Annotated in this window: 5 protein-coding genes, 1 tRNA gene and 1 pseudogene; 4 read left to right on the forward strand and 3 right to left on the reverse strand. The window is 54.5% G+C overall.

Annotated features, from left to right (window positions below):
• The 4 genes and pseudogenes from AC2JC8_RS06245 to recA all read left to right on the forward strand — a co-directional run.
• Positions 1–339: pseudogene (locus AC2JC8_RS06245) on the forward strand (AAA family ATPase); the annotation flags it as partial.
• Positions 340–429: 90 nt separating this feature from the next.
• A tRNA-Gln gene (locus tag AC2JC8_RS06250) sits at positions 430–501 on the forward strand.
• A 21-nt stretch (positions 502–522) separates the two neighbouring features.
• Positions 523–1,281 carry an HAD family hydrolase gene (locus tag AC2JC8_RS06255; protein ID WP_484399943.1) on the forward strand — a complete coding sequence of 253 codons (759 nt, stop codon included), beginning with the start codon at positions 523–525 and terminating at the stop codon, positions 1,279–1,281.
• 162 nt (positions 1,282–1,443) lie between these two features.
• On the forward strand, positions 1,444–2,616 hold the full coding sequence (recA, locus tag AC2JC8_RS06260) for a recombinase RecA (protein ID WP_484399945.1): 1,173 nt from the start codon (positions 1,444–1,446) through the stop codon (positions 2,614–2,616).
• Here recA and AC2JC8_RS06265 read toward each other — a convergent pair.
• The 3 genes from AC2JC8_RS06265 to AC2JC8_RS06275 all read right to left on the reverse strand — a co-directional run bounded on the left by AC2JC8_RS06265 (position 2,599) and on the right by AC2JC8_RS06275 (position 4,770).
• Positions 2,599–2,946, reverse strand: a complete 348-nt coding sequence (locus AC2JC8_RS06265; protein WP_255131182.1) for a DUF1815 family protein — start codon at positions 2,944–2,946, stop codon at positions 2,599–2,601. The genes recA and AC2JC8_RS06265 overlap by 18 nt on opposite strands.
• Before the next feature lie 97 nt (positions 2,947–3,043).
• The gene (locus AC2JC8_RS06270; RefSeq protein WP_484420041.1) at positions 3,044–3,286 is read right to left on the reverse strand and encodes a DUF2839 domain-containing protein; all 243 of its coding nucleotides are present in this window, start codon (positions 3,284–3,286) and stop codon (positions 3,044–3,046) included.
• A 41-nt stretch (positions 3,287–3,327) separates the two neighbouring features.
• Entirely contained in the window at positions 3,328–4,770 is a 1,443-nt protein-coding gene (locus tag AC2JC8_RS06275; RefSeq protein WP_484420040.1) for a helicase, read from the reverse strand.
• Between the last annotated feature and the right edge of the window lie 41 nt (positions 4,771–4,811).

A 4,811-nucleotide genomic window follows, 5' to 3' on the forward strand; every position in this document is an offset into this window, starting at 1 on the left:
CCGCCAACACCGCTGATTAAGCAAGTAATTAAACCTGCACAAAAGCCATCGGTTGGGGCTAGCGCGCCGTTGATGATTTTCTGCTGCGGCATTGCTGCACGGCTGGTAACCCAGGCGGCCCGCAGCCGCCATTGGCCTGTGCAATTGGCCGAAGATCTCGCCCAGGCCGATGCGGTTTTGGCGGGCAAACATCAGCTGGGTTTACACCCAGAAGTGCGCCGAGAAGCCCGTGATGGCGGGGTGCCGATCCACGTGATCAAAGCGAACAGTTTGCCCCAAGTTCAGCGCGCCCTAGAGCGTTTGCTGCGGCATCACAACGCAAGGCTCACATCTGAATAATCGGGTTTTTGTGCGAGGGGTTTGACGCTGGGTAGCCTTTTGTGGCTATATAAGAGCTCGTTAGCAGCTCTAGCTCTAACAGCGCCCCAGTGGGTCGTCGCCAAGCGGTAAGGCAGCGGTTTTTGGTACCGCCATTCCTAGGTTCGAATCCTAGCGACCCAGTTTTTTGAAGCTATTTTTGCTGTGTTGATCACCGATTTTGATGGTGTGGTTATTGATGGCATGGCCGAATATTGGTGGGCCGCCCGCAGTTGCGCCCAGCGCTTATTGCCCTCATTAGCCTCTTTGCCAGAGGTCCTGCCGCCCCTATTTGCAGCCTTGCGGCCAAGGGTGCTGGCTGGCTGGGAGATGCCTGTGCTCGCAGCTTTGGTGGGGGGAGAGGCTCTACCAGAGGCCAGTTTTCATCAAAATTACGGCGCAGCGCTGCAGGGCAGCCTTGCCCTTTTGGGTTGGAAGCAAGCCGAGCTCACCCAGCTACTTGATCAAGTGCGGCAAGAGGCGATCGTGAGCGATCGCCAGCGTTGGCTAGCGAGGCATCAGGTTTTCCCCTGGATGCAGGAGTGTCTTTGGCGATTTCAGCAGGAGGGGGTGCCCTGGCAAGTGCTCACCACTAAAAGTGCCCAGTTCACGGAGGAGCTACTAAGGGCCCACGGCTTGGAACCCGTAGCGGTTCATGGCCGCGAAGCAGGTTCAAAACCCGCGGTGTTAGCTGGTTTGCTATCAGAGCGGGCCGAAGGCAGGGCCAATTCAATTCCTTGGCGTTTTTTGGAGGATCGCAGGCTCACCCTTGAAGAGGTGCTGCGTACCCCGGGATTAGAAGATCTGAGCTGCCTTTTGGCGTCTTGGGGCTACCTCCTGCCAAAAGACACGGAAAATTTGCCAAAGCGGATCGCTTTGCTTAACCGCGAAACCCTGGGCTTGCCCCTAGACGACTGGCCCTGATTTGTTACAATACATTTGAACTAACCATTTCCACCTTCGCCGGTCGATACACCGGGCGGCTTGGGTGGCACTTCTTTCTAGGTGGTTGCACGATGCCTGGATAATCCAGGGAATTGTGTTTTCACTCGATCTAGTTACTTTTTCTTTGCTGTTTATTAGCCCATGACTGCTGATTCCAAATCCCAGGCCGGTTCAAACCAATCTGGATCCCTCCAGGCCCCTTCACCTTCCGCTAGCGAGCGGGAAAAGGCCCTAGCGCTGGTGTTGAACCAAATTGAGCGCAACTTTGGCAAGGGCTCCATCATGCGGTTGGGAGATGCCTCCCGCATGCGGGTGGAAACAATTTCTACCGGCGCTCTCACCCTTGATCTCGCCCTTGGTGGCGGATATCCGAAAGGTCGGGTTGTGGAGGTTTACGGGCCTGAAAGCTCAGGTAAAACCACCCTCACGCTCCATGCCATTGCCGAGGTGCAGAAACGGGGTGGGGTTGCAGCTTTTGTTGACGCGGAACACGCCCTTGATCCCCTGTACGCGGCCTCATTGGGCGTAGATGTAGAAAATCTGCTGGTTTCTCAGCCAGACACTGGTGAGATGGCCCTCGAGATCGTTGATCAGCTGGTGCGTTCTGCTGCGGTAGACATCGTGGTGGTGGATTCCGTGGCGGCGCTTACCCCAAGGGCTGAGATAGAGGGGGAAATGGGTGATCTAGCGGTAGGTAGCCAAGCCCGCTTGATGAGCCAGGCGATGCGAAAAATCACCGGCAATATCGGTAAATCCGGTTGCACGGTGATCTTTCTCAACCAGTTGCGTCAAAAAATTGGTATCGCTTACGGCAACCCGGAAACAACTACCGGCGGCAATGCGCTCAAGTTTTATGCCTCGGTGCGACTCGATATCCGTCGGATCCAAACCCTTAAAAGGGGCACAGAGGAATATGGCATTCGCGCCAAGGTAAAAGTGGCAAAAAACAAGGTGGCGCCACCTTTCCGTATCGCTGAATTCGACATTATTTTCGGCCGCGGCATCAGCATCCTTGGTTGTTTGCTCGACTTAGCTGAAGAAACGGGAATAGTGGTGCGTAAGGGCGCCTGGTACAGCTATAACGGAGACAATGTTGGTCAAGGACGAGACAACACAATTACTTGGCTTGAACAAAACCCTGAAGCTAAAGAAATTATTGAAGCAAAAACCCGGCAAAAGCTCACTGAAGGGGCTGATGTAACGGCAAATTCAATGAAGCCTCTAGCTGTAGCAGCGGCAAAACGAAAGGAGGGCGCAGAGCGAGCTTCAACAGAAGAATCCAGCAGCGCTAGTTCATTAGCTGATGCGAGCTGAGCCAACGGTCTGAAATTTTTGGCTCTGGATGCCGCGGAGATGTTTGCTGAGGCGATCTAATTCTTGGATTGCTTCAGCACCCTCCAATTTCACCAGCTCAACGCCATGGCGCAGCTCCATCCAGTTGATGCCGCAATCAGAAACTAGGAAACGCACTGCGTGGCCATCACCTAGATCGGCAACAAAAGAAGCTCCATGGCTGCCATCTTCACCGCAGGTGTAACAACTAGCTGAAACACCTTCCTTTTTCATGCTCTCAGCTAGAGCCTTCAGGCTTATCACTAGATCTTGAACAAGATCCTTGTACTGAGCAGCTAATCGTAAAAACACGACAAGATAGTCAACTAAAATTATTTTAGGGATTTCTTCGGATTTTGCGAGTGTAAATACCTAGAGAAACGGCAATGTCAGAGGAACGGCACATTGCTCATCCGTCTGATAGGTGCCATAGGCCTGCGGCTGGGCCAATAAAACGCACAGTTACCCAGAGCACTGCCATGGCGCCAATGCCAATCCAGGCTCCTTTGCTGGTGAGGCTCACAAATTGGCGAGCTTGATTTTGGGTTAGTGGGATCCAGGCAACGATGCGAGGAGAGTCGTCTTTTGGAGCTGCCTTTTTACTAATTCTTGGCGGCAGTCCCTGGCTGGAGCGACGGCGTGCTTCGCCCATGCTGATTAAGCGAATAATCCTCAGTTTGGCGCATGGGGCGTCTAGGCAGGGAGCAGTCTTTCCAGGGGCTCCCAAGGTTCAAGGGCATCCAGCACCCTTTGCCCCCACCCCCGACCTCTCAACCGGCCATCCAATACCGCCAGCCGGGAAGTTTTGCCAGTGCGCAGCGGGGCTACACCCCGTTGCACCCGTTCAATCGCTTCAGGCAGCAGCAATTCCCTAAACCAGTCGCGACCGCCTTGCCTCAAGCCATTTACCCGTGCAGCGGTGAGTGGATCCTCCAGGCTGGCAATCGGCAGCAAGCCCACAATTAATTGACCTGGTTGCGGCAATTGTTCGTGGTGTTCCAACCACCAATCCCAGCCGCAGCACACCACCCCGTTGCTATCTGGCGCAGTTTGTTCGTGGTCTACCCGTTGACCAAATTCCGCAGCAAGGGCACTAGTAAGCCATTGCCGTAATTGGTCGTCGTTTACCAACACCACCGATAGCTCCAGCTGCCCCAGCACCAAACGACGACACTGCGCTAACAATTGCTCAGAAAAAAAAGGGCTATTTGGCATTGCCTGCAGCCGCGGCGCATATAAAGGCAACGCCTCATGGCGTTCTGGGGTGTGTAGAGGCACCACCACTGGTTTACGTAATCCCAGATCTTGCAACCTTTGCCCCTGGGGCATCAGGGCACCTATCAAAATTGCCCCCCGTTGCAGCATTAAGCCATTCAGGCTTGCTAACGGTTTTAAGGGTTGGCGTTCCAGGCTCCATTGCAACAGCTTCGGTTCTGTTATTGCCCAGCTAGTCCAATCGGGCCCCACGCTTTGCTGCCAGCTTTGCCAAGGTTCTGGCAGTCCTTCAATCCCCTGCACTAAAAGCCTTAGGGGCGCTTCCTGTTCAGCGGCGATCGCTAGGTTGGGACGGCGGCCTAACGGACGATTTAAGAGTTGCCGGCTCAACCTTTCATGCAAATGCAACAAGGAGTGAGCAAGTTGTGGTTTCGCCCTGGCTAGTTGATCCCAATGCTGCGGCAGCAACCTAATTGCCTGCGCCTGGCGCAGCTGCTCCTCTAATTCCTCTGCTTCAGCAAAGATCAATTGATGATCGCCCAGTTCTCCACGCCGCCAGATTTCTACTAGTTCAGCTGCACTTACCAGCCAAAGCCCTGGGTTGCTTGGGGGGCTTTCGCCTTGCCAAAGGGGGCGCTGCAAGCCAACCGCCGCCAACGAAGCCAGTTCGCGTTTTATTAATCGACGCTGCAGCGACTCGCTGGCCACTATTAGTACTGGATAATCTGCCATCAACACCGGCAGCAGCAGCCCCAGCAGCCAAGGTCTATCAGCAGTTGCGCTTACTGGGAAGAGGCTGTGGTCGCCCCGTCGCAGACTGCGGGCAACTAAGCGCGTGAGGGTTAGGTGATGCGGCCAATTGGATCCACCACTCTCCCTAAGCAGTTGCTTCAAGCGATGGTGAGCCTGGGCTTCCAGCATTCAGAAAAACTGAGCAAGCTGATCGTAGATAGCTGCTCCAA

Source organism: Synechococcus sp., assembly GCF_982614295.1.